The sequence below is a fragment of the Kitasatospora sp. NPDC089509 genome, from assembly GCF_044749365.1.
Taxonomy (GTDB): Bacteria; Actinomycetota; Actinomycetes; order Streptomycetales; family Streptomycetaceae; genus Kitasatospora.
Genome location: NZ_JBIVHS010000004.1, coordinates 501,410 through 526,007, shown reverse-complemented (window position 1 = coordinate 526,007; position 24,598 = coordinate 501,410). Strand labels below are relative to the sequence as shown.

24 protein-coding genes and 1 tRNA gene are annotated in these 24,598 nt (G+C 74.1%); 11 read left to right on the top strand and 14 right to left on the bottom strand.

Features of this window, described 5'->3' with window-relative positions:
• The first annotated feature begins 92 nt into the window (after positions 1 to 92).
• Together ACIP4P_RS12060 and ACIP4P_RS12055 are read left to right on the top strand one after the other, a co-directional pair.
• Positions 93 to 680: an ATP-binding protein gene (locus ACIP4P_RS12060; protein ID WP_400917094.1), complete on the top strand. Its 588-nt coding sequence runs from the start codon at positions 93 to 95 to the stop codon at positions 678 to 680.
• A gap of 168 nt (positions 681 to 848) precedes the next feature.
• Positions 849 to 1,832 carry a DUF5926 family protein gene (locus ACIP4P_RS12055; protein ID WP_400917092.1) on the top strand — a complete coding sequence of 328 codons (984 nt, stop codon included), beginning with the start codon at positions 849 to 851 and terminating at the stop codon, positions 1,830 to 1,832.
• Between the two features lie 218 nt (positions 1,833 to 2,050).
• Here the strand turns inward: ACIP4P_RS12055 and ACIP4P_RS12050 are convergent, their stop codons facing one another.
• Positions 2,051 to 2,722 carry a bifunctional DNA primase/polymerase gene (locus tag ACIP4P_RS12050; protein WP_350514765.1) on the bottom strand — a complete coding sequence of 224 codons (672 nt, stop codon included), beginning with the start codon at positions 2,720 to 2,722 and terminating at the stop codon, positions 2,051 to 2,053.
• A gap of 621 nt (positions 2,723 to 3,343) precedes the next feature.
• Here ACIP4P_RS12050 and ACIP4P_RS12045 point away from each other — a divergent pair.
• Positions 3,344 to 4,807 (top strand): PP2C family protein-serine/threonine phosphatase, encoded by a 1,464-nt coding sequence (locus ACIP4P_RS12045; protein WP_400917090.1) that lies wholly within the window; start codon positions 3,344 to 3,346, stop codon positions 4,805 to 4,807.
• 135 nt (positions 4,808 to 4,942) lie between these two features.
• Positions 4,943 to 6,442, top strand: coding sequence for an aminopeptidase P family protein (locus ACIP4P_RS12040; protein ID WP_400917088.1), 1,500 nt, complete (start codon positions 4,943 to 4,945; stop codon positions 6,440 to 6,442).
• A gap of 64 nt (positions 6,443 to 6,506) precedes the next feature.
• Here ACIP4P_RS12040 and ACIP4P_RS12035 read toward each other — a convergent pair whose 3' ends face one another.
• Both ACIP4P_RS12035 and ACIP4P_RS12030 read right to left on the bottom strand, forming a co-directional pair.
• Positions 6,507 to 7,940, bottom strand: coding sequence for a hypothetical protein (locus tag ACIP4P_RS12035; RefSeq protein WP_400917086.1), 1,434 nt, complete (start codon positions 7,938 to 7,940; stop codon positions 6,507 to 6,509).
• On the bottom strand, positions 7,937 to 8,551 hold the full coding sequence (locus tag ACIP4P_RS12030; protein ID WP_400917084.1) for an RNA polymerase sigma factor: 615 nt from the start codon (positions 8,549 to 8,551) through the stop codon (positions 7,937 to 7,939). The genes ACIP4P_RS12035 and ACIP4P_RS12030 overlap by 4 nt, the downstream gene beginning before the upstream one ends.
• Before the next feature lie 97 nt (positions 8,552 to 8,648).
• Between ACIP4P_RS12030 and ACIP4P_RS12025 the strand changes: the two genes are divergently transcribed.
• On the top strand, positions 8,649 to 8,789 hold the full coding sequence (locus ACIP4P_RS12025) for a hypothetical protein (protein WP_350514768.1): 141 nt from the start codon (positions 8,649 to 8,651) through the stop codon (positions 8,787 to 8,789).
• Positions 8,790 to 8,886: 97 nt separating this feature from the next.
• Entirely contained in the window at positions 8,887 to 9,990 is a 1,104-nt protein-coding gene (locus ACIP4P_RS12020; protein WP_400917082.1) for a helix-turn-helix domain-containing protein, read from the top strand.
• Between the two features lie 41 nt (positions 9,991 to 10,031).
• Here ACIP4P_RS12020 and ACIP4P_RS12015 read toward each other — a convergent pair whose 3' ends face one another.
• The 7 genes from ACIP4P_RS12015 to ACIP4P_RS11985 all read right to left on the bottom strand — a co-directional run bounded on the left by ACIP4P_RS12015 (position 10,032) and on the right by ACIP4P_RS11985 (position 16,800).
• Positions 10,032 to 10,808, bottom strand: a complete 777-nt coding sequence (locus tag ACIP4P_RS12015) for a MerR family transcriptional regulator (protein ID WP_400917080.1) — start codon at positions 10,806 to 10,808, stop codon at positions 10,032 to 10,034.
• Between the two features lie 81 nt (positions 10,809 to 10,889).
• Positions 10,890 to 12,116: a hypothetical protein gene (locus ACIP4P_RS12010; protein WP_400917079.1), complete on the bottom strand. Its 1,227-nt coding sequence runs from the start codon at positions 12,114 to 12,116 to the stop codon at positions 10,890 to 10,892.
• 157 nt (positions 12,117 to 12,273) lie between these two features.
• Positions 12,274 to 13,458 carry an LPXTG cell wall anchor domain-containing protein gene (locus ACIP4P_RS12005; RefSeq protein WP_400917077.1) on the bottom strand — a complete coding sequence of 395 codons (1,185 nt, stop codon included), beginning with the start codon at positions 13,456 to 13,458 and terminating at the stop codon, positions 12,274 to 12,276.
• A gap of 379 nt (positions 13,459 to 13,837) precedes the next feature.
• Positions 13,838 to 14,416, bottom strand: a complete 579-nt coding sequence (locus tag ACIP4P_RS12000; protein ID WP_400917075.1) for a flavodoxin family protein — start codon at positions 14,414 to 14,416, stop codon at positions 13,838 to 13,840.
• 191 nt (positions 14,417 to 14,607) lie between these two features.
• Positions 14,608 to 15,492, bottom strand: a complete 885-nt coding sequence (locus ACIP4P_RS11995) for an NAD(P)-dependent oxidoreductase (protein WP_400917074.1) — start codon at positions 15,490 to 15,492, stop codon at positions 14,608 to 14,610.
• 136 nt (positions 15,493 to 15,628) lie between these two features.
• Positions 15,629 to 16,051 (bottom strand): hypothetical protein, encoded by a 423-nt coding sequence (locus ACIP4P_RS11990; RefSeq protein ID WP_350514774.1) that lies wholly within the window; start codon positions 16,049 to 16,051, stop codon positions 15,629 to 15,631.
• A 188-nt stretch (positions 16,052 to 16,239) separates the two neighbouring features.
• Entirely contained in the window at positions 16,240 to 16,800 is a 561-nt protein-coding gene (locus ACIP4P_RS11985; RefSeq protein ID WP_350514775.1) for a heme-binding protein, read from the bottom strand.
• A 392-nt stretch (positions 16,801 to 17,192) separates the two neighbouring features.
• Here ACIP4P_RS11985 and ACIP4P_RS11980 point away from each other — a divergent pair, with 392 nt between their 5' ends.
• Positions 17,193 to 18,425 carry a sensor histidine kinase gene (locus ACIP4P_RS11980; protein ID WP_400917073.1) on the top strand — a complete coding sequence of 411 codons (1,233 nt, stop codon included), beginning with the start codon at positions 17,193 to 17,195 and terminating at the stop codon, positions 18,423 to 18,425.
• Positions 18,422 to 19,054 carry a response regulator gene (locus ACIP4P_RS11975; RefSeq protein ID WP_400917072.1) on the top strand — a complete coding sequence of 211 codons (633 nt, stop codon included), beginning with the start codon at positions 18,422 to 18,424 and terminating at the stop codon, positions 19,052 to 19,054. The genes ACIP4P_RS11980 and ACIP4P_RS11975 overlap by 4 nt, the downstream gene beginning before the upstream one ends.
• Before the next feature lie 501 nt (positions 19,055 to 19,555).
• Here the strand turns inward: ACIP4P_RS11975 and ACIP4P_RS11970 are convergent.
• Positions 19,556 to 20,137: a hypothetical protein gene (locus ACIP4P_RS11970; protein ID WP_400917071.1), complete on the bottom strand. Its 582-nt coding sequence runs from the start codon at positions 20,135 to 20,137 to the stop codon at positions 19,556 to 19,558.
• Positions 20,138 to 20,360: 223 nt separating this feature from the next.
• On the opposite strand from ACIP4P_RS11970, the gene ACIP4P_RS11965 reads away from it, so the two are divergent.
• Complete coding sequence (locus ACIP4P_RS11965) at positions 20,361 to 21,143, top strand: alpha/beta fold hydrolase (RefSeq protein ID WP_400917070.1); 783 nt, start codon at positions 20,361 to 20,363, stop codon at positions 21,141 to 21,143.
• Between the two features lie 85 nt (positions 21,144 to 21,228).
• Here the strand turns inward: ACIP4P_RS11965 and ACIP4P_RS11960 are convergent.
• Positions 21,229 to 21,299, bottom strand: a tRNA-Gly gene (locus ACIP4P_RS11960).
• Positions 21,300 to 21,563: 264 nt separating this feature from the next.
• Between ACIP4P_RS11960 and ACIP4P_RS11955 the strand changes: the two genes are divergently transcribed.
• Both ACIP4P_RS11955 and dcd read left to right on the top strand, forming a co-directional pair.
• Positions 21,564 to 21,800: a hypothetical protein gene (locus ACIP4P_RS11955; protein ID WP_350514780.1), complete on the top strand. Its 237-nt coding sequence runs from the start codon at positions 21,564 to 21,566 to the stop codon at positions 21,798 to 21,800.
• Between the two features lie 70 nt (positions 21,801 to 21,870).
• Positions 21,871 to 22,446, top strand: a complete 576-nt coding sequence (gene dcd, locus ACIP4P_RS11950; RefSeq protein ID WP_400917069.1) for a dCTP deaminase — start codon at positions 21,871 to 21,873, stop codon at positions 22,444 to 22,446.
• Between the two features lie 73 nt (positions 22,447 to 22,519).
• On the opposite strand, the gene ACIP4P_RS11945 is transcribed toward dcd, so the two are convergent.
• Both ACIP4P_RS11945 and ACIP4P_RS11940 read right to left on the bottom strand, forming a co-directional pair.
• Complete coding sequence (locus tag ACIP4P_RS11945; RefSeq protein ID WP_350514782.1) at positions 22,520 to 23,410, bottom strand: metal-dependent hydrolase; 891 nt, start codon at positions 23,408 to 23,410, stop codon at positions 22,520 to 22,522.
• 170 nt (positions 23,411 to 23,580) lie between these two features.
• The gene (locus ACIP4P_RS11940; RefSeq protein WP_400917068.1) at positions 23,581 to 24,531 is read right to left on the bottom strand and encodes a Yip1 family protein; all 951 of its coding nucleotides are present in this window, start codon (positions 24,529 to 24,531) and stop codon (positions 23,581 to 23,583) included.
• Between the last annotated feature and the right edge of the window lie 67 nt (positions 24,532 to 24,598).

The window sequence follows — 24,598 nt, the reverse complement described above, 5'->3', positions numbered from 1 at the left end:
TCGAAATGGGCTCGCGGGATCCCCCGATGGTCGTTTCCGATGCATTACCAAGGGGCATCCATCCCTCGGCATACGCTGAAGGAGGTCCGGGGGTGGCGTTGATGGTGGCGCGTGAAGTGCCGACTTCATCGACCATGGCAGTGCCGCACGGCCCAGCGAGTGTCGGGGTCGCACGGCGCCGACTGCGTCGAGATCTGGGTGACCGGCAGATACCGGAACCGGTCATCGATGATGCTGTTCTGATCCTTTCCGAACTGTTGAGCAACGCCTGTCGATATGCCCGTCCGCTCGGCCCGCTGCCCGCCCTGGGCCGCTCGGCCCGGGCCGAGGTGGTGGACCAGCTGCTGGTCGGCGTACCCGCCGGGACGCACCCGGCGCCGGGCGGCCGGGAGCGCGAGGACGGCGCGACCGAGCCGGACGGCGGCGTGCTGGTCCGCTGGCAGATGCACGCCGACGGCCTGCTCACCCTGGAGGTCACCGACGGCGGCGCGGCCACCCGGCCGCTGCCCGCCAGTCCCTCGCTGACCTCCGGCGGCGGCCGCGGCCTGAGCATCGTCGACCAGCTGGCCAGCGACTGGGGCGTCCGCGACGCGCCGGGCGAGGTCACGGTCTGGGCGGCGCTGCCCGCGCGCGCCCGGCACGCCCGGCGCACCGGGGGCGACACCGCCCGCAGCGCGTAGGGCGCGTCCCGCCCCGCCCGACGAGCCGATCCGGAGGCGCGTCGGGCCCGGCCGGGCGCGGTCGGGCACGCGCGGGCCCGACCGGTCCCAGCTGGGCGCAGTCGGGCGCGGAGAACTGTCAGTAGGCTTCCCGGTGAAAAGGACCACCGTCCCCGGGAGAGCCGCAGCATGGGCAAGAAGGCCGCCAAGAAGGCGCCGCAGCGCCAGTCCACCACCGCCGTCACGGGCGAGATCCCCGTGGTCGGGGCCCGCGAGGACTGCCCCTGCGGCTCGGGCCGCCGCTACAAGGCGTGCCACGGCCGGGAGGCCTCGCACGCGGTGCAGGAGCTGGTGCACCGCCCGTTCGAGGGCCTGCCGGGCGAGGCCGACTGGGTCGCGCTGCGCGAGCTGGTGCCGGCCGCCACGGTGCCGCTGACGCTGGCCGCCGGCGTGGCCGCGACCGCCGAGGGTGACGTCCCGTCGGTGACCCTGGCCACCGTGCTGCCGCTGGCCTGGCCGGCCCTGCGCCGCCAGGACGGCTCGATCCTGCTCGGCCTGCAGACCCAGTCCTCCTCCGGCGACCTCAGCCGGGACCTCGCGGACGCCCTGGAGCTGGCCCTGGCCACCGAGCCGGGCAGCCCGGTCCCGGCCCGCCGGACCGTCCCGGGCGGCCGCCGCCTGCAGGACCTGCTGGACGCCACCGCCGCGTTCGCGCCCGCCGTGCACACCGGCTTCGAGTTCTGGCTGGAGGACGCCGAGACCGCCACCGGCGAGGTCGCCGCCTCCCTGGAGCGCGCCAACGCCTCCGCCATCCCGACCGAGAAGCTCGCGAGCGTCGACGCCGCCTACTGGTGCGGCACCCCGGACAAGAACCACCTGCGCTGGGTGATGACCGTGCCCGAGGAGCAGCTGCTGGACGCGCTGGCCCGGCTGAACGCGGCCGGCGAGGCCTCGCTCGGCCAGGACACCCGTCTGGTCGGCTCGTTCCGCGCGCACGGCCTGACCGTCCCGGTCTGGGACCTCCCGCTCGGCATGACCGCCGCCGACTGCGAGAAGCCGGCCGCCGAGTTCGGCGAGCGGCTCGCCGCCGTCCTCTCCGACGGCACCCCGCTGACCGCCGAGGAGCGGCGCGCCCGCGCGAACCTGGTGAACCGTCAGGTCACCTTGAACTAAAGCGCACCGGATCCGGGTGATACGCGTCACATTGTCGCCGCGAAGCCGCAATTTCCGGGCCTGGAGGGCGTCTTGGAAATTGGCGCCGGCGCGGATCCTTGTTACTGTCTAAAGAGTCCGGCCGCTGGTGCATCCCCCGTCGCCAGCGGCCGGATCTTTTGTTTTCCGGAACGCCCCGCACCGCGGGGCCCGGAGTCCGGCTCCGGCCCGGCGGTCCGTCAGTACGCCGAGCGGCCACTGTCCAGCCGGACCGTCGCCTCCACCAACTCGCCCAGCAGCGGCCCGACCTGCGGCAGCCGGACCCCACCGTCCGCGGCCGGCCGCGGTGCCAGCACCCAGCGCACCCTCCCGGCCCCGCCGCCGGGCGGCAGCGGCAGGAAACCGCCCGGCCCGTGATAGCGCAACGAGCCCGGCACCCAAGGGAGTTGGGCGAGCATCTCGCCCAGGGCGTCCAGCGAGTACGGGGCCACCAGCAGCGCGTAGCGCCCCGGCATCGCGAGCACCGGACCGAGCGGCAGCCGCAGCGCGCCCAGGTAGACCAGCGCCCGGGCACCGGCCGCCGCGGGCAGGCTGACCGCGGAGACCGCGGTGCCGGTGGCCGCCAGCACCGGCGCGTCCGGGTTCTGCCGCTCCCACCACCAGCGCACCATCCGGGCGTCCGTGGTCGCGGCCAGCAGCGAGGGGTCGTGCGGATGGGCGCCGGGGGCCGGACAGTCCGGCTCCCCGCAGGAACAGCGGCCGCCGCACAGCACCGTGCCCGGCACCACCGGCCAGCGGTGTTCCACGGCGGCCGTCAGGGCCGCGGCCAACCGGGCGGACGACTCCTGCGACTCCCGGGACTCCTGCACCTCGTGCGACCGGCTCTTCGGGCTCTTCGGGTTCTCACGCATGGCGCTCGTTCCTTTCCCTGACCGCTCGGTTCGCTCCGCCCCACCGACGTCCGTCGGGACTCGCCACGCGGGCCCGCGGCGGCACGGCCCCGGGAGGACGCGAAGCGGGGCGGGCGGCATGGCGGACGGCGCGGCTACGACGTGGAGCACGGTGTGGAGCACGACATGAGAAGGGCCGCGCACTGGAACAGCCCTTGGAACGAGAATCCCGTATGCGACCGGATGGACGCCGCCCGGGCGCGCTTGGTTCCACCGTACGAGTGAGAGACTTCCGGCCAGCCGGGAGCGCGGGCGGCGCGGACATACGATCCGGACGGCCGCCCGGTCCGTTCCCTCCGTTCTGCCCGCTCCCGGCTCCCTCCATGCCTCCGGCCCCGACCGGCGCGCGCACGAACCGTGCACGCCCTCCGACCGGGTCGCGCCGATGTGGAACCGGCCACCGCGTCGTCCTGGATCTGGACATGCCCCGAATGGCCTGTGTAGAAGTGGTGGCATTGCTGTCGATCAATGACGAGTAGTAGCGAATCGAGGCGAAACACGCCCTTCGGCCGTACTCGCTCCACATTGGGCCGTTATCTGGGGGTTCCGCATGGCACGTAGCACCGCGTCAGGAGTGGCGGCATGACCAAGTCCCACCCGTCGGCGTCCCAGCCGTCGACGCCGACCGCAGAGCCGGGTGAGACCGGCTGCGCGGGCGGGCTCACCGTCCTCGACCCGGTCCTCGACCCGCCGCCGGGCCTGCCCGGCCCCGCCGACGCGCCGGAGGCCGGCGCCGACGACCCCACGGCACCCTCCACCGCGGTGCAGGACCGTTTGGCCGGACGCCTGTCCGATATCACCAGCCTGCACGAGCACACCGAGCGGCTCGCCCACGCCCGCGGCCTCACCGCCACCCTGGACGCCGTGCTCGCCTCCGGCGCCGCCCTGCTCGGCGCCGGCCGCGGCGTCCTGGTCACCCTGCTGCCCGGCGGCGGGCCCGGCCAGCCCGTCGGCCTCGGCCTCGACCGGGCCAGCCTCGGCGCCCTGGAGACCGTCCCGACCGAGCAGAGCCTGCTCGCCCGGCTGCTGCGCGACCAGGACCGGCCCGAACAGCTGCACTCCGTCGACCTCGCCGAGGACCCGGCGGTCGGCAACCGGCTGCGCGAACTCGCCGTCCACCTCGGCCTCGGCGGCGCCTACGGCCTCCCGCTCGCCACCGCCGAGGAGGGCCCGCTCGCGGCCGCCGTCTGGTTCTACGACCGGCCCGCCGAACCCACCGAGTGCCAGCGCGAACTCGCCCGCCACTACTGCGGGATCGCCGCCCCGCTGCTCGCCAAGCAGCTGGAGGCCGACCGCACCCGGCGCACCACCGAGGCGCTGCGCCGCGGCCTGCTGCCGGACCACCTGCCGCAGACCGCCGGGCTGCGGCTGGCCGCCCGGCTCCTCCCGGCCGGCCTGGACCGCTCCAGCGGCAGCGACTGGTACGACGCCATCCCGCTGCCGGACGGCACCGTCGGCCTCACCGTCGGCTCGGTCTCCGGCGACGGCCTGGGCGCCGGACCCGGTTCCGCCCCCGGCGCGGCCGCCGCGATGGGCCGGATCCGGGCCGCGCTGCGGGCCTACGCGGTGCTGGAGGGCGAGGACCCGGTCTCCGTCCTGGGCGACCTGGAGCTGCTGCTCAAGACCACCGAGCCGACCCGCACCGCCACCGCCGTCTACGCCTGGGTCGAGCCCGAGGAGCGCCGGGTCACCCTCGCCGGCGCCGGGCACTGCCCGCCGGTCCTGGTCGGCCGGCACGGAGCCGAGTTCGTCGAGACCTCGCTCTCCGCGCCGCTCGGCATGCTCGCCTGCTGGGAGGCCCCCGGGGTCGAGTTCACCGCCGGGCGCGGCGACACCCTGCTGCTCTACACCGAGGGCCTGGCCCGCCGCTGCGGCCCCACCCTGCACGCCGGCCAGGCCAACCTGCGCCGGGCCGCCGCCGACGCCCCGCGCGACGTGCGGATCGACCCGGACCGGCTCTGCGCCCACCTGCTGGCCGTCTGCCCCGCCCCGAACGCCGCCCCCGCCACCGACGACCTGCTGTTGCTGGCCGCGCGCTTCGAGTGACCGTTCGAGCAACGGTTCGAACCCGGAACGAACGGGCGGCCGGGCGTCCGTACCATGGACGCACGGCCGCCCACGGGTGTCGCGACCCGACACCTCCCCGAGGGCGGCGGTACCACCCCCAAGGAGGCGTTGCACGTGACCGAGGACCGGACCCCCGCGGTGGCCGAGAACCCCGAGGCCGAGGGCGGCGAGGAGTCGCCGCAGTTCAAGGGCCGCAAGAACGGTCTCTACGGCGAGATCTCGGACGAGCTGGCCGCCTCGATGAAGTCCGGCTGGGCCGACACCGAGCTGCACGGCCTCGCTCCGCTCGCCCAGGCCCGGTACGCCGCCGCCCGCCGCGCCGCGCTGTCCGCCGCCCACCCCGGCGTGCGGCTGGTCGTCCCGGCCGGCAACCTGCGGGTGCGCTCCAACGACACCGACTACAACTTCCGCGCCTCCAGCGAGTACGTGCACCTCACCGGTGACCGGACCGAGGACGCGGTGCTGGTCGGCGAGCCCACCGGCGACACCGGCCACGAGTTCACCCTCTACCTGCTGCCCCGCTCGGACCGCGAGAACGGCGAGTTCTGGCTGGACGGCTACGGCGAGCTGTGGGTCGGCCGCCGGCACAGCCTGAGCGAGCAGGAGCAGCTGCTCGGCCTGCCCGCCCGCGACGTCCGCAAGGCCGCCGAGGAGCTGGCCGAGCGCGCCCGGGACACCGCCGTGCCGACCCGGATCGTCCGCGGCTACGACGCCGGCCTGGAGGCCGCGCTCGCCGACGTGCTGGACGCCGACCGGGACGCCGAACTCAAGGAGTTCCTGAGCGGCCTGCGGCTGGTCAAGGACGAGTGGGAGATCGGCGAGCTGCGCGCCGCCTGCGACGCCACCGTCAACGGCTTCACCGACGTGGTCCGCGAGCTCGGCCAGGCCGTCGCCACCTCGGAGCGCTGGATCGAGGGCACCTTCTGGCGCCGCGCCCGGGTCGAGGGCAACGACGTCGGCTACGGCACCATCGCCGCCGCCGGCCCGCACGCCACCACCCTGCACTGGGTCCGCAACGACGGCGACGTGCGCCCCGGCGAGCTGCTGCTGCTGGACGCCGGCGTGGAGACCCACACCCTCTACACCGCCGACGTCACCCGCACCCTGCCGATCAACGGCTCCTTCACCGAGCTGCAGCGGAAGATCTACGACGCGGTGTACGACGCCCAGGAGGCCGGCATCGCCGCGGTCAAGCCGGGCGCCCGCTTCCGCGACTTCCACGAGGCCTCGCAGCGCGTCCTCGCCGAGCGGCTGCTCGCCTGGGGCCTGCTGGACGCGTCGGTGTACGACGTCGAGAAGGTCCTGGAGCTCGGCCTCCAGCGCCGCTGGACGCTGCACGGCACCGGCCACATGCTCGGCCTGGACGTCCACGACTGCGCCCACTCCCGCACCGAGGAGCACGTCGACGCCCTGCTGGTGCCCGGCATGGTGCTCACCGTCGAGCCCGGCCTGTACTTCCAGCAGGACGACCTGACCGTGCCGGAGGAGTACCGCGGCATCGGCGTCCGGATCGAGGACGACATCCTGGTCACCGCCGACGGCAACGAGAACCTCTCGGCCGGCCTGCCGCGCCGCTCCGACGAGGTCGAGGCCTGGATGGCCTCGCTCGCCTGAGCCGGCCGCGAACCCCGGGCGAAGGGCCCGGCCTCCCCGTGCGGGGAGGCCGGGCCCTTCGGCGCTACCAGACCAGCTTGAGCGAGATGTCCTGGTGGCCGAGCGCGGTCAGGTCACCGCCGTGGTACGGCAGCACGGCCTGCGCCCGCAGCGGCATGTCCCCCGGCCCGCTCTTGGGCCCCATGGTCAGCCGGTAGGTCAGCGTCCTCCGCTGCCCCGGAGCGAGCGCGAACAGGTCCTGGTCCGAGGCCTGCGCGTAGGCCATGCCGGCGTCCGGCGACATCGGCTTGGTCGTCCAGCCGCTGTCGGTCTGCCGCTCCAGCTTGCCGTCGTTGGGCAGCTGCGTACCGGGCAGGGTCGGCGTGCCCGCGTAGCGGTCCGTGAAGACCAGGGGTTCCACCTGGGCGTACGCGTGCTGGCTGGTGTTCTGGAAGGTCACCGTGAAGGTGGCGACCGCGCTTCCCACCCGCAGCGACTGACCGGTCGTGAGGCCGTCGATGCTGACCGCGATGTCGTTCGCGGTCGGGGCCGCGCTGTCGTTCGCCGCGGGGGTCGCCGACAGCGTGGACTCGCGATCGCCCACGTCCAGGCTGTCGACGATCGACGCCAGCCCGGCCTGGTAGTCGTCCTTGAGACCGACCGCCGAGACGAACACCTGGTCCTGGGGCACGGCCCAGACCTGCGCGGTGAAGGCGTCCTGGCCACAGGTCACCTGCCACTGCGACCTGACCCCGGGGCGGCCGGCGACCGTGGGGGTGCTCTTCGTCGGCCCGACGGCCTTGACCGACTCGCCCGCGGCCGGCGGGTGCGGGTTGCCCCAGACCGGACAGTCGGGCTGGTGGCCCCAGCCGCTCTGCGCGTCGAGGTCCTCGACCGCCGGCCATCCCGGCGACCCCGGGTCGAAGACCGCCAGGTCCACCCCGTACGGCCGGCAGTCCTGGGCGGTGGCCGTCTGCGGGGCGCCCGGGCTCAGCACGCACAGGTGGAGGTCCGCCTTGCCGTAGGGCTGGACCCGCCAGCCCGCCGGCACCTTCAGCTTGACGCCGCGGAACTCGACCGGCGTGCTCGGCCCGGTCGGCGCGCCACCGGTCGACCGGGACGCCGTCGAGGGGGAGCCGGCGGCCGGCGTGTCCGTCCCCGCCGCGGCGCTCCCGGTGGCGCTCGGCGTGGCCGTCGGGGAGGCGGTGGCCGTCGGGCTGGGGGAAACCGTCAGGCTGGCGGCCGGGGGCGGGGGGACGTCCCGCTTGGCGACCGGGTCGCCGTGGAAGGCCAGCAGGCCGATCGCCGCGGAGGCGGCCAGGGCGAAGATCGGCACGGCGGTCAGGTACACCGGGCGCAGTCGCCGCACCCGGCCCTTCGGGGGCGCGGCCGGGCGCAGGCTGTGCGGGGTGATCACGGACGTCCGTGCGGCCATCGCCTCACGGAGCAGCCGTTCCATCGGGGTCTCGGCCGGGCCGTCGCGGTCAGCGCCGCCCGAGCGGGGGAACTCGTCGGTCATCGAACCTTCTCCAGATGCTTTTCCAGGGCGTCCAGGGCCCGGCTGGCGGTGGACTTCACGGCGCCCCGGGACAACCCCAGGGCCTCGGCTATCTGCGCCTCCGACATGTCGGACCAGTAGCGCAGCACCAGCACCTCGCGCTGGCGGGGGGTCAACTCCTGCAGCGCGACGAGCACCCTCCGGTGCTCGTCGTTGAGCACGGCGTGGTCCTCGGCGGAGGGCGCGTCCGCCTCGTGCGGGGGCACGTACTCCCGGGCGGTCCTGCGGCGGCGCAACATCGAGCGGGCGCCGTTGACCACCGCGGTGCGGAGGTAGCCGAGCGCGTTGTCGAGGTCGTCCAGGTTCTCGCCGTAGCGCTGGTAGAGCTGGGTGAAGGCCTCCTGCACGACGTCCTCGGCCAGGTCCTGGTGGTCGACCAGCAGAACGGCCATCCGGACCAGGCCCAGCCGGTGGGCGTGGTACAGGTCGGTCAGGGTGGGCCGCTCCTCCGCGGGCTTGCGGCCGCCGCGCAGCAGCCGGAAACCGGAACGGCGCTGCGCCACCTGCTGTTCGGCGGCGGGCACGGTGCCCGGCTCGTCGACCTCCTGGGCGCCGAACAGTGCGACGACCACGCCGCGGACGGCACGGAGCCCGCTCGCTCCACGGAATCCGCGGACGGAGGGGCCGCGTCCCGGCCGTGGCGCGGCGAACGGCCCGATGGCCATGGACATGTGCGGTTCTGCTTTCCCCCGGGACGGTGACGGCGCCTTCGCCGGACCGTCGATTCACCTGATCAAGATCGTGATCGGGGAGATCCTCGCAGCCGCCCTCGGCCCGGTTCCCTCCACCCCCGTACTGATGGACGTGTGACGGGGGTGGAGGTTGCAGGCGGGTTCGAAGAACTTTCCGGGATGGCCGCGACGGCTACACTCACCGGGATTCCGCCACCCGTGAGCAGGGGGTTCGCATGGCCGAGCAGACCACCGAGCAGATCGCCGGACCGGCCACCGGCCGGATCGCCGAGCAGACCGCCGAGGACCGGATCGCCCGTCCCCGCCCGGTGCCGGTCACCATCGGCCGCCGCCCGGAGCCGGTGCACGACGTCGCGGTGTACGCCTTCGAGGGCATGGCGCCGTTCGAACTCGGCGTGGTGGTCGAGGTGTTCGGGCTCGCCCGGCCCGAGCTGGGCGGGCTGCTGGCGGCGCCCTGGTACGGGCTGCGGGTGTGCGCCGACCGGCCGGGGACCCCGCTGGACACGGTGGGCGGCTTCGCGCTGACCGCCCGGCACGGCCTGGACGACCTCGCGGCGGCCGACACCGTCGTCGTCCCCGGGGTGCGCAACGCCTTCAGCGGCGAGGTCTCCCCCGGACTGGTCGAGGCACTGCGGACCGCGCATGAGCGCGGCGCCCGGATCGTGTCGATCTGCTCGGGCGCCTTCGCCCTGGCCGCCGCCGGACTGCTGGACGGCAAGGAGGCGACCACCCACTGGCGGTACGCCGAACTGCTCCAGCAGCGTCACCCGCGGGTGCGGGTCAACCCGGACGTGCTGTACGTGGACAACGGCGACGTGCTGACCAGCGCGGGCAGCGCCGCCGGGATCGACCTGTGCCTGCACCTGGTCCGCCGGGACCACGGCGCCAAGGTGGCCAACAGCGTGGCCCGGCGCTTCGTGGTGGCGCCGCACCGGGACGGCGGGCAGGCGCAGTTCATCGAGGCGGCGGTCCGCCCGGTCGAGGAGGACGAGGACGGGGTCGCCCGCAGCATGCAGTGGGCGCTGGACCACCTGGCCGACCCGCTGACCGTCTCGGTGCTGGCCCGGAGCGCCCGGATGTCGGACCGGTCGTACCTGCGGCACTTCACCGCCCGCAACGGCACCAGCCCGATGCGCTGGGTCGTCACCCAGCGCATCGCGGCCAGTCTGGCGCTGCTGGAGTCGCCGGAGGGGTCGGTGGAGGAGATCGCCGCGGCGGTCGGCTTCGAGAGCGCGGCGACCTTCCGGCACCACTTCGGCCGGGTGATGCGGACCTCGCCGACCGCGTACCGGCGTTCCTTCGGGCGCGGGGTCGCGTAGGCCCTCCCCTCCGAGGGCCTTCCCTCCGGGGGCCTTCGCCGTTACGCGTTCTCGCGCCGGTCGGCGTTGGCGACGATGGCGTCGTGCAGCCACTGCGCCAGGCCGGGGGCGAGCTCCTCGTAGGTGTTGGTCCAGCGCGGGTCCTGGACGTACAGGCTGCCCAGGCCGCGGTGGATGGTGAACGTGCAGTCGTAGAAGTTCCGGCTGATGTGCTGCCGGTGCTCCTCGGCGAGGTCCGTGGCCACGGTGCCGTCGGCGGGCTCGCCGGCGGTGAGGGCCTCGACCAGGCGGGTGTTGAGCGCGGTCATCTCGCCCTGGATCCGCTGCCAGTCCTCCTTGCCGTAGGCGCCGGTGCGGCGCTGGGACTCCGCCCAGGCCTCGGTCCGGCCCCAGCGCTGTTCGGCCTCCTGCTCCCACTCCTCCCGGTAGCCCTCACCGAAGATCTCGAACTTCTCCTCCGGGGTCAGCTGAACGCCCATCCTGCGTGCCTCCATGGCGTGTTCGACGGCGGTGGCGAGTTCCTGGAGGTGCCTGATCCGGTCGGTCAGCAGCGCGTGCTGCCGCCGGAGGTGCTCGCTCGGGCTGACCGAGTCGTCGTCCAGGATCGCCGCGATCTCCTCCAGGGCGAATCCGAGCTCGCGGTAGAACAGGATCTGCTGCAACCGGTCGAGGTCGGCGTCCACGTACCGGCGGTAGCCGGACCTGGTGCGGCCCGCGGGGGACAGCAGCCCGATCTCGTCGTAGTGGTGCAGGGTGCGGACGGTCACCTTGGCGATCTTCGCCACGGCGCCGACCGGGTAGCCCTCGTCCCCGTTCATCCGGAACTCCTCCCTGGTGGTGACCACCACCCTCCGCTCTCACGTCGCGTGAGGGTCAAGCCGTGGCCCCGGGAGGTCGGCTCAGGCGCCGACCAGCTCCCGCTCGCGCCGCCGGGCGGACCGCCGGCGGCCGTCCCCGCCGCGCTGGGCCGGTGGCCGGGGCCGACGGGTCTGCTGGGTGGGCCAGAGCAGCACGTAGGCGGCGGAGACCACCACGAAGGCGAGCCGGACGAAGCCGCGGGCCGCGTCGGAGGGCAGCAGCAGCGTGCCACCGTACAGTGCGACCAGCGCGATCCAGCTCCACCACGGCACCAGCCGCTTCTGCCCGACCGCGTCCCAGAGCAGGGTGCCGAGCAGGATCGAGGCCGTGTAGTACGTGTAGACGCTCGGGTCGAGCAGGATCCGGGCGTCCGCGCCGAGCAGCACCACGGCGGGCCAGCGGCCGCGCCAGACCGCGATGCAGCCCAGGCCGATGCCGAGCGCGAACTGGGTCGGGCGGTCCCACCAGGGGGTGGACGGATCGGTCACCCCGAACCAGCGCAGCGCCGAGGCGGGCTGGTTCGGGATGGTGAACTTGGCCGCCGCCATGGTGTCCAGGTTGCCCAGGTAGAACGGCAGCCAGGCGATCGCGACCAGGAAGCAGAACCAGAGCACGGTGCGCAGCCAGGCCGGCCGGGGCAGCGCCAGGATCAGCGGCGCGAAGGCCAGCGCCCAGGGCTTGGAGTCCACCGCCAGGGCCAGGAAGATCGCGACCTGGACGGGCTTGCCGCGGGCCAGCGCGTGTGCGGCGAGGGTGGTGAAGAACAGCGCGAGGACGTCGTCCAGGTGCGCGAAGCGGACCGACACCTCGACCCACATCGGGATGAACGCCAGGCCGGCGATCAGCAGCCGCTGCTGGAGCCGGCGGTGGTTGGTGCCGGTGCCGAGGTAGTACAGCGCGGCGGTGCGGCCGACCAGCACCAGCATCACCAGGCCGAGCCCGGCGCTCACCGCCTCGGCGATCAGCTGGCCGATGTGCGGCGGGAACGGGGCGGTGAGCCGGGCCGCGGCCAGGCTGACCGGGCCGATCTGCAGCTCCGGGTGGTGGGCGTAGAGCGAGAGGCCACCGTCGGACTGGTGGCTGAAGAGCAGTTGTTCACCCTGGCGCAGGTAGTGCCAGGAGAAGCCGCCGCTGGGCTCCACCAGGAAGAACCAGAGCACGGTCCATGCCGTCAGCAGCACATGGTGCCTGCGGAGTGGCAGGCCCGCGATCCGACCGGTCGCGGACTCGTAGTCGGTGGTGGTCTGTGCCGTGCGCAGTCCCCGCACTTGTCCCTCTCCCCGCCGTTCCGCCCCCTCCGGCCGGACATCCTATGTGACGGAGGAGAACGGCCCGCGCCGCCCGAAGGTTCGACCTCGTGGACGGCACGGGCGGCGTGGCCGGGCCCTGGTCAGCCAGGGCACGGCCGCGCCGATCGGGCTCCGGTCAGCCCTGCTGGGCCGACTTGCGACGACGCAGCACCACGAGGGTGCCGACACCGGCGAGCAGGACGGCGCCGCCGGCGGCCGCGATCGCGGTGGTGTCGTCACCGCCACCGGTGGTGGCGAGGGCCTTGTCCGCGCTGTCGGCGGCGGTCTTGGCCTTGGTGACGACGGCCGGGGTGATCTTCGGCGGGGTGACCTTCGGCACGTCCACCGGGAAGTCGATCGGCTGCTGGGCGCCGTCGGTGCTGCTGCCGGACGGGGCCGGGGTGGTGGTCGTGCCGGAGCCGGAGTCGGTCGGGGAGGCGGACGGCGAGGCGGTGCCGGTGGCCGGGGTGGTCGGGGTCCCGGTGGTCGGGGCCGCGCTGGTGGGCGCGGTGGTCGGGGTCCCGGTGGTGGGCGCGGTGGTGGGGGTCCCGGTGGTGGGCGCGGTGGTGGGGGTCCCCGTGGTGGTCGGGGTCGGGGTCGGCTTGCCGGTCTTGGTCGGGGTGGGGGTCGGGCTGGGCTTGCCGCCGCCACCGGCCTTGATGGTGAAGCCGGCGCCCTTGATCCCGTCGCAGCTGAAGTGGCCGTTGTCGGACTCGTCGTCGGCGTTGGCCTCGTAGACCACCGGCACGACGCCGGCCTTGCCCAGCGGGGTGTCCTGGGTGAAGGAGACCCGGATGTCGATGTCGATCCGCTTGCCGGGGGCGACGTACAGCAGCGCGTCGTCGGCGGCGTCACCGGCCTCGTTCACGCCGCCGAGCAGGATCAGCACCGCGCGGTCGTCACCGTCACCGCCACCGGGCGCTATGGAGCCGGTCTTCCAGGTGCCGCCACCGGGCAGCCCGGACGGCAGCTGGTACTCGACCTTGAGGTCCTTGGCCTTGAGCGTGCCGGCCTTGTTCTTGAACTTCAGCAGCGGGAAGGCGACGAAGTCGTTCTTGGTGGAGTTCTGGATCCGGTAGGAGAAGACGCGGGCGTTGCCGCCGGCGACGAAGGTGTCCGGAACACCGCGCACCGAGAGGTCCAGGCTCTGGTGCTTCGCCTGCGCGGCCTGAACGGCGGCGGACGGGGCGGCGGCAGACGGGGCCGCGGCGGACGGGGTACCGGCGACGCCGACGGCCATGGCGCCCTGGGCGCCGGCCAGTACGAACGAGGACGCGAGCGCGGCGGCGCCGGCAAGGGCAAGACTGCGACGAATCGACAAGGAGACCTCACGGAAGTGTCCGGGCGAGGCCCGGGCGCGAGGGACGGGCGCAGACGCCGCATGCCCCCCGCGAAGCTGAAATTCCGACGGAGAGTACCGAACGTTTCAGCCACTTCGGAAGGCAGGTGCCCTGTTGTGGGTCGTTATCCGACCGGGGACGTCCGAATCGCCCAACTCCGTCCTGCGGTAGGGCTTTTGCGCTGGCCCGAAGATGGCCGCAAGGTGACGGGTACACGTCCGGAGGACGGTACCGCACGGGCGGGGATGGCGTGAATCCATCGGTCCGCCCGTGCGGTCGGCCCGCGAGGGTCGGTTCGTGGCGGTCAGTTCGCGGAGGTCAGCTCGCGGAGGGCAGTTCGCGGAGGTCGGTTCGCGGCGGTCAGCTCGCGAAGAAGGACTTGGCCGCGATCAGCGCCTGCTCGTCGTTCAGCACGTCGCCCGGGCGGGTGCCGTTGCCGATCAGCGCGCCGCCCCAGCGCATCTCCATGTAGTCGGCGATCAGCTTCAGCGTGCCGATCATCGGCTCGGCCTTGTCCTCCGTGCCGGCCAGGACGGTGACGTCCCACAACGTGCCCCCGCGCAGGGCCGCACGGAGGTCCACCCCGGGCACCCGGAACCAGGCCGACCAGTAGTCGAGGTAGAGCTTCACGCTGGTCGGCAGGGTGTACCAGTACACCGGCGCGACGAAGACCAGGTCGGTGGCCGCCTGGGTGGCCTCCAGCAGGGTCCGCTCGTGGCCGACCGGCTCCGGGTAGCTGCCGTCGCCGGTGTGCCGCAGGTCCTGGAAGGGCGGCAGCGGGTGGTCCGCGAGCCGCAGCCACTGCTGCTCGGCGCCCTCGGGCAGGCTCGACTCGGCTGCCAGCCGGGCGAGTTGCTCGGTGTTGCCGCCGACGCGCGAACTGGCGTCGAGGAACAGGAAACGGCGCGGCGCCTCGGCGCCGGACGACTGCTCGGTCATCGGGTACTCCCCCTCGTCAGGTACTGCGGACAGAGGGGCGAGCGTCCGTGGCGCGCCGGGTATTCCGCGCGCCCTGACCGGGTCCGGTCAGGGCGTCCGACCATGATCCGGACCGGGCGTCCGGTCGGGATCCGGCCAGGGCGTCCGGTCGGGATCCGGCCAGGGCGTCCGGTCGGGATCCGGTCCGCGGCTCAGTCCGGCAGGCCGGCCCGACGGCGGGCGACCTCGGCGACGGCAGCCCAGTCCTTCTCTCCGTCGCCGTGCGCCAGCGCGTCCAGGAAGGCGTCCCGCAGGATGCCGCCGAACGGCAGCGGGACGTTGCGCGCGGCCCCGGCCTCCAGGGCCAGGCCGACGTCCTTGAGGCCGAGCGGCAACCGGAACCCGGCCGGTTCGTAACGGCGTTCGGCCACCATCGAGCCGTAGCCGGAGTAGACCGGGCCGGGGAAGAGCGTGCTGCTGAGCATCTCGACCAGGTCCGTGGGCCGCACGCCCTGGGCCTCGGCCAGCGCGCACGCCTCGGCCATCGACTCGATCGCGCAGGCCAGCAGGAAGTTGGTGCTGATCTTGGCGGTGTTGGCCTGCCGGGGGTGGTCACCGAAGTGCCAGACGCGCTCGCCCATCGCCGCGAACAGCGGCCCGGCCCGGTCCAGCAGTTCGGGCGCGCCCGCGACCAGGATGTTGAGCTTCCCCGCCGCCGCGACCGGGGGCCGGCCGAGGACGGGCGCGGCGACGTACCCGATGCCGTGCTCGGCGTGCAGCTCCTCGGCGCGCTCGGCCAGCGCGAGCGAAATGGTGGCCATGTTGACGTGCAGCGTGGCCTTGGCGCCCGCGAGCAGCGCGGGGTCGAGCAGCAGCCCTTCCACCGCCTGGTCGTTGGCCAGCATGGAGACCACCGTGTCGGCCGCGAACACCTCGGCGAGCGAGCCGGCCGCCTCGGCGCCCTGGGCCACCAGGGCGGCCACCGGCTCGGGTGAGCGGTTCCAGACCCGTACGGCGTGACCGGCCCGCAGCAGGCTGCCCGCCATGCCCTGGCCCATCGCGCCCAACCCCACGAAACCGACCGTCGCCCCGCTCATCCGCGCACTCCCGTCGCCGCAGCCATCCGTACGTTGGTCCGTCCGGAGCCGACTGTACGTCAGGTGAGCGAGCGGATCTGGGCCCGGCGAGCGGCCGGGGTCCGGCACGCGGGGCGGGTACCGCGCGCCGGTACCGCTAGGCGACCCGGACCGGGCGGCGGAGGCGGCCCGCGGCGGCCCCGCGCTCCAGCTCGGTGACCACCCGGTGGCGCAGCAGCTCGTACTGGGCCTGGAGCCGACCGGGGCGGGCCGGGCGGGCGACCGGGCGGCCGGGGCCGACCAGCTCCCCCGGGCCGAACTGCTCACGGGTGAGGTCGATCTCGAAGCCGGTGGCGAAGCGGTTCCACCAGTGGAGGTCCGTCCGGACCCCGTCGACGTGCACTTCGCCCATCATCAGCTCGCCGCCGAGCAGGTCGTGCACCACCATGGCCGTCACCCCGCACTGGCCGCGGGCGGGATTGTCGGGACGCCAGTGGGCCAAGTCCTCGGGCGCACAAGTGTCGACACCCCAGGAGGAGCGGATCGCACGTTCGATGTCGTTGAGGGTCCACGCCGTCATACCGGGAAGCCTGCCACGCGGCACTGACAACGACACCGGCTTTTCAAAGGGTCATCGCCTGTTCTGCGGCGACCCTCCCCTTGTTCACCCGATCGAGGACGGCGCGCGGCGCCGACCGCGGGCCGGTACGGGGGCGGGAACGCGGCCGGCCGGTCGGCCGCGGGGGCGGTCCGACCGGCCGGGGCGGGTCACTTCGCCAGTGCGGCGACGCCGGCCTGCGCGAACTGCTCGTCCAGGTCGCCGCTGGGCGCGCCCGCGACGCCGATCGCCGCGACCGGGGCGCCCTTGGACTGCACCGGGGCACCGCCGGCCAGGAACAGCGTGCCCGGGATGTCCTTGAGGTTCGGGGCCTGGGCGAGGCGCTTGGCCAGCTCCGAGGTCGGGGCGTTCCAGGAGACCGCCGTGTAGGCCTTGCGCTCGGCCGACTCGGGCGCCTGCGGGCCGGCACCGTCGCCCTTGAGCAGGACCCGGGTGACGCCGTCCCGGTCGACCACGGCGACCGAGACGTGCTGGCCGGCCTTGGTCGCCGCGTCCAGGGCGGCCTGGGCGGCGCGGGTGGCGGCGTCGATGGTCAGACCGGTGTTCTGGGCGAGGTTCTTGTTCTGCGCGTCGACCTTGGCGGCGGCCGGCACGGCCGGGGTCTCGGTGGTCTCGGCGTTGGCCGAGACGGCGCCCACGCCGGCGGCGGCGAGCGCGGCGACGGCGACGGTGCCGGTCAGCACCCGGGCGCGCACGGAGGTCTTCTTCATGGTCCAGCTCCTCAACTCAACGGGACCGCGCGGTCCGTGACGGGGTTCGCGGGGTCCGTGACGGGTTCGCAACGGGGGTTCGCGGGCCGGGCGGCGGGGGGACCGCCCGGCTCTGCTTCGATCCTCCGGCCGGACCCGGGCGCGCGGCATCGACGGTCCGGTGCGACCGTCCGGGCATGATGGAGGACGGCGCCGTCAACCGATCGGCTGATGCGGGACCGGGCCGGACGGGCCACCATCGAGGGATCGGCGCAGGTCGACGCAGGTCGGCGCAGGTCGGCGCAGGTCGGCGCAGGTCGGCGCACCGGCATCGGACCGGGCCGAACCGGGGCCCCCGCGGGGAGACCGGTGGCGAGCAGCCGTAGCGAGAGCCGTAGCACCAGGAGTCCCCCGTGCAGCAGACCCGCCCGTCCACCGGACGCCCGCCCCGCGGGCGCGACGCCGGGGACCCGGACGCCGGCCGGCTGGCCCTGCTGCTGGACTCCGCCTTCCTGCTGCTGCTCGCCGCCTCGCTCAGCCGCTACCTCACCCATCACGCCGGGAGCCCGCGGATCCCCTGGGTGGTCGGGCTGAGCGCCGCGCTGGCCGTCGCCAAGCCGGCCGCGTCCTGGCTGGACCACCGCCGTCCGGTGGCGCCGGACCGGCCGCGCCGGTGGCCGCTGGCCCCGGTGGTCGCGCTCTGGGTGGTGCTGGTGCTGCTCGCGCCGAGCTTCGCCTGGTGCGCCGTCCCGCTGATCTACACCGCGCTGCGCGCCCTGCCCGCGCGGGCGGCGATCCCGCTGGTGGCGGCCCTGACCCTGCTGGTGGTGATCGCCGAGCTCCGGCTGCCCGCCACGGCCGACGCCACGCTCGTCCTGCTGCCGCCGGCGGTGGCCGCGCTGGCCACCGGGGTGTTCCTGTTCATGGCCCGGCAGGCCGCCCGGCAGCGGGTGCTGATCGCCGACCTGGTCCGCACCCGGCGCGAACTCGCCGCCACCGAACGGCGGGAGGGCACGCTCGCCGAGCGCGAGCGGCTGGCGATGGAGATCCACGACACCCTGGCACAGGGCCTGTCCAGCCAGCAGATGCTGCTGCAGGCCGCCGACCGCACCTGGGAGGCCGACCCGGCCACCGCCCGCGGTCACGTCCGCACCGCCGCCGAGGTCGCCGCCCGCAACCTGGCGGAGGCCCGCCGCTTCGTCCACGACCTCGCCCCGGTCGAACTCGCCGACGGCGGCACCCTCGACCGGGCGCTGCGGGCCCTGGCCGAGCGGGAGTCCGCCGAGAGCGGGCTGCCGGTCCGCTTCCACCTGGACGGCACGCCCGTCCCGCTGCCGACGGCCGTGCAGGCCGCGCTGCTGCGGATCGCCCAGGGTGCGCTGGCCAACGTCCGGGAGCACGCCGGGGCCTCGACGGCCGCGATCACGCTGTCCTTCCTGGGCGACCAGGCCGTGCTGGACATCGCCGACGACGGGCAGGGCTTCGACCCCTCGGCGGACCGTCCCCGCACCGCCGCCGGCGCCCGCGGGTACGGACTGTCGGCCATGCGCGCCCGGCTGCGGCAGCTGGGTGGCACGCTGACCGTGGAGAGCACCCCCGGCGAGGGCACCGTCGTCTCCGCCGCGATCCCCCTGGAGCACCGATGAACGCGATCCCCGTCCGACTGCTGGTCTGCGACGACCACGCGGTGGTCCGGGCCGGCCTGCTGGCGCTGCTCGCCAGCGCGGGCGACATCGAGGTGGTCGGCGAGGCCAGCACCGGCGAGGAGGCCGTCGCGCTGGCCGCCGAGCTGGCGCCGCAGGTCGTCCTGATGGACCTCCAACTCGGCGACGGCATCGACGGCGTGGAGGCCACCCGGCGGATCACCGCCGCCCCGGGCGGGCCGCACGTCCTGGTGCTCACCACCTACGACACCGACGCCGACATCACCCGGGCCATCGCCGCGGGCGCCACCGGCTACCTGCTGAAGGCCGAGCGACCGGAGGAGCTGTTCGCCGCCGTCCACGCGGCCGCCCTGGGCCGGACGGTACTCTCGCCGCCGGTCGCCTCCCGGGTGATGGCGCAGATGCGGGCTCCCGCGCCCCAACTCACCGAGCGCGAGCAGGACATCCTCGAACAGCTGGCGCAGGGGCTGGGCAACCGGGAGATCGCCCGGGCGCTGTTCATCAGCGAGGCGACGGTGAAGACCCATCTGGGGCGGATCTACGACAAGTTGGGTGTGGACACCCGGGCGGGCGCGGTGGCGGTGGCCAAGGAACGCCGGCTGCTGCGCTGAGGGGTCCGCGCCGCCGCGCGACCACTGGACGTACATCACTGCGCTGGGCACTCGCGCGGTGTCACTCCGTGCTGCCATGATGCTCGGAATGTCGGATTCCAGGTGCGCGCCCTCCGCGTCCGAGGGTGGCCAGGAACGTCCGGGAGTGTGCACGCACCACCGCACACCACCCTGATGTGCCCACAACTGCCTGGTGGGACGGCCGTCACACCATCCCGACCGGGCCGTCACGATTGTGGATTTTCCGTGGATCCCACTATTGACAAACCAACCACGCGGTTTGTTAGCGTGAGATCACGACGTCCCCGGGGGTGGGGGCTCGCCGGGGTCTGTGCGAACGCTCTCGCCGGAGGGTGATGCCAGGGGGGAACGGCGGGGCTGCCGGGGTGTCGGGGGGAGCGGCAGCGCCGAAGCCGCTCGCGGAGGCGGCGTGGAGCGGGTCCGGGGGGACTCGCTCCACGCCTCCCCCAACCCGCTCACCGCTCACCGCTCACCGCTCGATCACACCAGCGCACTCCAGTACGCGCAGTGCACATGGGGCAGCGGCGCCGGGTCGGGCTCGCCCGCCCCCGGCAGCGCGGGCACCCGCTCCGAGCAGGCCACCCCGTACAGGCTCGCGGTCAGCCGGATGTCACCGAACTCCCCGAAGCACAGCACAAGTTGGGAGCCCGCATGGGTGGTGGCGGCCACCCCGGGCCGGTCCCGCCCGGCGTTCAACGAGGTGATCGTCCACCCGCGCCGCCGCCACTGCCGCTCCACCGCCGCCGCCAACTCCGGCCGCCGGCCCGGCGATACGACGGTGAGCAGATCCCGTCCCCGGGTGACGTACCAGCGGACCCCGGGCCCGCGCCGCCCCGGCCCCAACAGCCGCAGCCCCGCCCGCGGCACCGCCTCCTGCCAGGCCGGCAGCGGCCGGATGGCGTCCACGGTGTCCCGGAGCAGCGCCTCGCAGTGCTCCCCCGCGTCGAGTTGATCGGCCGTCACATCCGGCGCCAACTCCGGCCACCAGTCCGGAGCGGCCGGCGCGGCACGGCGGAAGCCGTCCGGGCAACCGAGGTTCAGTTCCGCACCACCTGACTGCACTGGGCTCTCCGTACTCCTCCCGGCGTTCAACCCGGGCAGGCATTCCGTCACTCCTTGGACGGTGGCCGGGCACGGACAGTTCCGCCTTTGCCCGACCTCGAATTGCACTACACGGTGCAGTTGAACCACTGATCTGCACCGTGTAGTTTACTTCTCGTCGCCACCGAGGCCCGGAACACCCGGGCCTCCACCGCCCACCAGGGCCCCGGACCAGGAGGAACCCATGCCCACCATCACCGTCGGCACCGCCCGCATCCCCTACCGCGTCGTCGGCGACGGCCCCGACACCCTCGTCCTGGTGCACGGCACCGGTCCCGGCTCCGGCATGTGGGACTACCTGCTGGACTCCTTCACCGGGCGCTACACCGTGCTGCTGCCCGACCTCTCCGGCAGCGAGGCCGCCGAGGACGACGGCGCCCCGCTCACCCTGGAGACCCTCGCCGAGCAGGTCAACGCCGTGATCGACGACGCCGGCCGCGGCCCGGTCGACCTGCTCGGCTTCTCACTCGGCGCCGTCGTCGCCACCGCAGCCGCCGGCCGGCGGCCCGACCAGGTCCGCCGCCTGATCGCCACGGCCGGCTGGATCGGCGCCGAACAGGACGAGTACCTGCGACTCTCGATGGCCACCTGGCTCTCGCTCGCCGACGACCCCACCGCCTTCGGCCGCTACGCCACCCTGACCGCCTTCAGCCGCGGCTTCCTCAACCGCATTGGCCGCGAAGCCGTCGAGAGCAACACCGCCTACATGCAGCCGACCCCCGGCACCCTGCGCCACATCGCCCTCGACCTCGACCTGGACCTCACCCCGTACCTCCCCCGCGTCCAGGCCCCCACCCTGGTCATCGGCTGCACCCAGGACGCCACCGTCCCGGTCGAGAACACCCGCCGCCTCCACGCCGCCCTCCCCGGCAGCGGCTACGCCGAGTTCGACACCGGCCACATCGTCCTCGCCGAGGAGCCGACCGCCTACACCCGGACCGTCCTCGACTTCCTCGCCGCCGCCTGACCCGCCGCCCCCGCGCCGCGCCGCCCGTGCCGCGCCGCGAAAACACGAAAGCCGCAGGTCATGTGACCTGCGGCTTTCGGTACAGAGCGGGCGACGAGAATCGAACTCGCGCTCTAAGCTTGGGAAGCTCATGTTCTACCATTAAACTACGCCCGCCTGATGAGCCGTCAGAGACCGCTCAATCCAGTGTCACTGTACCCCATTCGCGACAGTGGTTGCACGGCCGCTCGGGGGCCGTGGCGGAGCCGGGTGGGGGCGGGGTGGAGGCGTACTGTTTGGGCCGCGTGCGAGTGCCCCCGGTGGGTGTGGGGTCGGGGCGGCGAGCCATGGTGTGGAATGTCCGGAACATCCCCTAATGTGACGCTGTCCCGGGGCCTGGCCGCCGGGGCGCGATGAGTACGGGTGAGTACTGGGTTAGGGATGGGAAGGGGATCGATGGAGCAGCGCACCGTCGTTCGTTGTGCCGAGGGGCACCTGTTCAGCACCACCACGTTCCCGATGCAGAACCTCGGTCCCGGGCGGCTCGGGCCCGGACGGTTGATCCGCTGTCCGCAGTGCGGACGGCTCCGGAGCTCGGTGCAGGCCGACGTGCGGGAGTTGTCGACGGCCCAACTGGCGCAGGCGCTGCGGTTGGAGGCCGCGGAGTTCCTGGCCTGACGGCCGACGGGAGGACACCGGGGCCCCGGACGATTCGTCCGGGGCCCCGTCGTGCACGTAACCTCGAAGCGTGCTGCTCTCTGACAAGGACATCCGGACCGAAATCGACCTGGGCCGGGTCGGCATCGACCCGTTCGACCCGGCGATGATCCAGCCGTCGAGCATCGACGTGCGTCTCGACCGCTTCTTCCGCGTGTTCGAGAACCACAAGTACCCGCACATCGACCCCTCCGAGGAGCAGCCGGACCTGACCCGGCTGGTCGAGCCGGACGGCGACGAGGCGTTCATCCTGCACCCCGGTGAGTTCGTGCTGGCCTCGACGTACGAGGTCATCACGCTGCCCGAGGACGTGGCCTCCCGGCTGGAGGGCAAGTCGAGCCTGGGCCGGCTGGGCCTGCTCACCCACTCCACGGCGGGCTTCATCGACCCCGGCTTCAGCGGTCACGTGACGCTGGAGCTGTCGAACGTCGCGACGCTGCCGATCAAGCTCTACCCGGGGATGAAGATCGGGCAGCTGTGCCTGTTCCGGCTGTCCTCGCCGTCGGAGCACCCGTACGGCTCCGCGCGCTACGGCTCGCGGTACCAGGGCCAGCGCGGTCCGACGCCGTCCCGCTCGTACCTGAACTTCCACCGCAGCAACGTCTGAGCACGGCACGACGGAGCGCACGCACGGCGGGCGGCCACCCCTCATCGCGAGGGGTGGCCGCCCGCGGCGTCGTTCAGGCCCGCTCGGGGCTGGTGACGGCGACCAGCTCGGCGCCGTCCTCGGACAGCCGCAGCTCGGTGCGCAGCGCGGCGAGCTCGCCGAGGTGGTGCAGGTGGGTGCCGCCGCAGAAGATCTGCGCGCCGCCCTCGGGCAGCTCGCAGTGCCACTGACGGCGGGCGGTCAGCTCGGGGCCGGGGACGTCGATCCGGACCGGGGCGTCGGCCGCGACCCAGGCGGCGAGCCGGGCGTTGACGGCCTCGGTGAGGGCGGGCAGGGCGTCGGCGAGGGCCGGGAAGTCCTCGGTGGCGTCGACGGTGAAGCCCTTCTTCTTCAGTGACTTGCCGAGCCGGTAGGTGTCCGTGCTGGCCTGGGTGTCCATCACCGAGGAAGCCATGGCGAGGCTGTCGAAGTCGGGGTTGCCGAAGGCGTCCGAGCGGCCCGGGTCCTTGCGCCAGCGCGGGGCGAGCGCGGCGTTCAGGGCGAGGGCGAGCAGGTGGCAGCCGCTGTGCGAGGCGCTCAGGGCGGCCCGGCGGCCGGTGTCCACGGCGAGCACGGCGGTGCGGCCGGTGAGGTCGCCGGGGTCGGTGGCGAGGACGTGCAGGACCAGCCAGGACCACTCCTCGTCCCCGCGCTTGACCGGGATCTCGGCGCCGACCAGCGGGGCGCCGCCGTCCGGGCCGACCGCACCGGTGAGGCAGTCGACGACGGCCAGCTCGGTGCCGTCGACGGTGAGGGTGCCGTGGTCGGCCGGCTGGTCGGGCCAGGTGTGGTCGAGCGGGTGGAACGGGGTGGCCGCGGTCACCACCGCGTAGCGGCCGTCCGCCAGCGGGTGCACCGCCAGCACCGGGGACTCTCCGGTCACCGCCCCGGCCGGGAAGCTGACGTGGGTGGTGGGGAGGGTCATGGCTGGCTCCGGTGGAGGTGGACGAACGAGGGCGGGCGGGCCCGGGGCCTCGCGGCCGGACCCGCCCACCATTCTGCCTGTCGCCCCTCGGCCGGGGGCCGGGAGGTTGATCATCGACGGGAGGCCGGTCACCGCTCCGGCGCCACCGGGTCGCGGCGCCCCCGGCCCGGTCAGCCCAGGGTCGGCAGCTTGATCAGCACCAGCAGCGCGAGCAGCTGCACCGCCGCGGCGCCGGCCGCCTTGCCCCAGGGCAGGTCGTGCACCCGCCGGACCATGCTGGTCAGCAGGTACGCGCAGAGCATCCAGGTGAGCCAGCCGACCACCTGGACCACCGCGCTGCCGGAGGGCAGCACCAGGTCCAGCACCAGCCGGGGCGCGTCGGTCAGCCAGCCGATCAGCACGGCCAGGCCGACCGTCGACTTCCACGGGCCGTCGCCGCCGAGCTGGCGGGCCAGCGCGTAGGTGACCCCGCCGAAGACCGCGCCGGCCACGGTGAAGCCGATGGCGGCGGCGACCAGGCCGGTCAGCGCCACCGAGAAGGTCGAGTTGACGATGTCGTCGTGGGTCAGCCCGATGCCGAGCACCGCGAGCACGCCGTAGAGCAGCGAGACGGTGAGGGCGGGCAGCCAGACCTGGTGGTCACGGGTGCGGTCGAAGGTCGCGGTCGGGTCGCGGAAGATCCCGACGAACAGCTCGCGCCACTGCGGCCGGGGGCCGGTGGCGTGCGGGGCGGACTGGCCGCCGGCCCGGTAGACGGTGACGTTGTCCTGGCCGTACGGCGGTTGGGGCTGCCGGCCGTGGTCCTGGCCGTACGGCGGCGGCTGCTGCCCGTAGTCGTCGCCGTAGTGCCCCGGGCCCTGGCCGTAGTGGCCGTGGTCCTGGCCGTGGTCCTGGCCATACGGCGGTTGCTGCTGCCCGTACGGGGCACCGCCCGGGTACTGGCCCTGGCCGCCGACCGGGAAGGCCCGGGTGTTGCCGGGCCGGTCGGCCGCGTACGGGTCGTACCCGTCGCCGACCGTGCCGCCCGGGCCGTTCGACGGACCGCCCGGGTTGCCCGGACCGCCCGGACCGCCGGCCGAGGCCGTCGGGTGCGCGGTCGTGAAGTACTCGGGCCCGTCCACGGACCCGTCCGTCCGCCCGTACCCCCCGGGCGCCCCCGCCGGCGGCGGCGGAGGGCCCGGCCACCCG